Below are 2,686 nucleotides of genomic sequence, written 5' to 3' on the forward strand. Positions count from 1 at the left end.
TCGTTCATTCCGGCCTGTTTTCGGGCTTTCCCCGAAACCCCGGCTCGTTTAACCCAAAAACCTCCAACCTACTTTTTTATTCAATCTAAAAATGGGAAATCCACCAAATTACTGCAAACCCTATTTTATCTTGATTCAAAATGAAGTTGTGCAACGGTTACGGCTGTTATATGCGGTTTTTCTTCTTTTCATTGTTCTTATGTCGTTAATTCAGGAACTTCAAATATCATAGGAACATTTGATTTTAATGCCTTTCCTGCAACAATTGCTTGTCTGAATTTTAGTTTAGGTAAGGACTTTGAAATTTCTTGTCCAAAGTAATTAGATAAAAATTCACTACTTGTTTTGTCAAACTCTTGGAAGGAAATAATTGTATTACACTGTGTCAAAATTGTCTTTGATACATTAGCTGTCCTTTGAGCAATTACAAGTAAACCAACATTGTATTTGCGTCCTTGAAGTGCTATTTGAGCAATACTATTTAAAAGTGGTTGAGATACTTTTTCTGAAACACCTGAAAAATTCCACTCTGGTATTACGGTATGTGCTTCTTCTAAAACAATGCAAATTCTTTTTCCAAAATTGCCTTGGGTCTTTGCAATGTGAAACAATAGTCTAAAAAATGTTTTTGTATATGTCAATACTCCCGAAGTATTAGCTACGTGTGGAAGTTCAAAAATTGACAGTTTATTGTCACTCGTTAAAAATGCTTCGATTTGAGAGTGAATTTGTTCCGCAACTTCTTTCTTCTTTTTCCTTGAATTTTCATTGTCTTTATTGTAGTTGTCGGCAATTTGTTGTTCTATGTAATCAATGTCTTTAAATAATTGTTCGCTTACCGCATCTTCAATTACTTTTGTTGGGTTCAGGTCAGCAAACTTTCCAATATACTCGCCTGTAAAATCAATGCAAATTACTTTTGTGTCTTGGTCAGCTAAGTATTGGCGAATTAAATTTCTTGAGAATATTGATTTTCCTGTTCCTGTTACACCAACAACTGCCATATGGTGCGACATAGCAATATCTTTATTAATAACTACTGGGTAGTTAGTATTAGGAATTTTTCCAATGATAAATTCATTTGCTTCAAGTTGCGGTTCTTCAATTTTAGAAGCAATGTAAATAGGGGTATTTATATCAGCAACCCATCCAAATTGTTCAAATCTTAGTTTTTCTTTGTTCCAAGTGCCAAGCTGAATTGCTTCACCAACAATGAAGCCAGTTTGGTTTTTATTTTCAAGCTGTTCAATTTTAGTAATCCCTTCGGTTATTTGATATAAGACTTTGGATTTTCCTATGTTAATCTCTAATAACTGACCTTCGGTTACTTGAACTTTAGAATTATGGATAAATCTAACCTTATTAATAACTGAATTATCAGAAACTATCCCGACAAGTCTGTCCAAATAGTCATTTTCAGGTATTTGACTTAATTTATAAACAAGATCTGAAGTATGATTTTTGAGAATTTCCGTGTTTTTGAAGATTGCGTCAATTTCGGGTGTGGAAAGAACCTTAATCCATTGCTGTTGATTAAGTAAGTAAACATCTAAAATAAGACCTTTTCTTACTTTGCTGTCAATAGAATACTTAAATTCAACAAACTCAAAAACCTTCGTTGTTTCTGTTCTTGCTTCTGAAAGCTTAACCAAGAAAGTATTTTTAGATTGAACACCAAAGATTTGTCCGATAGCTTCTTTGTCGTTCTTTTCTTTGATTGCAATAAATAGTCCTTCTATTGTTTTAGCTAAGGCAGGAATATTTAAAATCATAAATACTATCCAAAACCACAGAAGCAAATTGAACTCATTTGAAGCAAGTCCAAACTGTCTGATACCGCCCCAAAGAAAGAAAGCTGAAAAGATTGCTTCTGGTCGCCCGATTTGTCTGTTGAGGCGTGAAAAAAGTTGAACCCCTTTATTTTCTTCATTAAGTGGGTTTGTCCGAAGCCACATTAAAGTGTAACTGCTAACTGTTAGATAAAATATAAAAGTCAAGAACGTCCAAAATAGAAAGTCTCGGTTGTCAGCTTGAACCAAAAGCAAAGAAACCGCAGCTGTCACAGCATTTACAAAAACATTGGTGTCTTTTGAAAAATGGGGTTGGTCAATGAGTGAAAGTAAAATCAGAAGTAAAAGTCCTGAAGTAAACCAAAAGTCATTGAGTAGAAATGAGAAATCTTGTCGAATGTAAAAACCAAGTCCAACGAGTAGAAGGAATGAAAGTCCGAGTAATAGAAGTCTGTATATTTTCGTCATATTGTTCTACTGTTGGTGTGTCGTTTTAAAATCGCATATAACGGTCCGAAGCTAAGAAACTTGGGGCATTTCGAAGCAATAAGCTATCGTCCTTAGACAATAGCAGTTCGAGGAATAGTCTTTCCTGTTACCACCAGCGCCCCATGTTTTCTTAGGTGCTGTTATATGCGGTTCTTCCTTTCAAGGGAATTGGATATCAAAGTTTTATGTTCAACTCCAACCTACCCCCAAATCCAAGTTCAACAATTTTTTGTAATGTTGAAATACGTGCTTCTTTTATGTTGTTCTCTATTTTTGAAATATAGGACTTTGTCGTTCCAACTTTTTCTGCAAGTTCTTCCTGAGTCATTCCTAATTCAATTCGTGTATCATGAATTAATGCCCCAATTTTGAAGGCTTCATAACCTGCCTCAAGTTCCTCTCGCTCT

Annotated in this window: 2 protein-coding genes; both read right to left on the reverse strand. The window is 34.6% G+C overall.

The features are described 5' to 3' along the window. Window positions 1-197: 197 nt before the first annotated feature. Window positions 198-2,258, reverse strand: a complete 2,061-nt coding sequence (locus ACFFIP_RS17675; protein WP_382389088.1) for an ATP-binding protein — start codon at window positions 2,256-2,258, stop codon at window positions 198-200. Between the two features lie 196 nt (window positions 2,259-2,454). Further along, window positions 2,455-2,686: helix-turn-helix domain-containing protein (locus ACFFIP_RS17680; protein ID WP_382387421.1), on the reverse strand; the 232-nt coding region annotated here is incomplete at its 5' end.

This window comes from Fontibacter flavus, from assembly GCF_042432905.1.
Classification (GTDB): domain Bacteria; phylum Bacteroidota; class Bacteroidia; order Cytophagales; family Cyclobacteriaceae; genus Fontibacter; species Fontibacter flavus.

Coding starts and splice junctions, on each gene's coding strand:
- ACFFIP_RS17675 (WP_382389088.1), bottom strand. CDS start 2,258: ATGACGAAAATATACAGACTTCTATTACTCGGACTTTCATTCCTTCTA.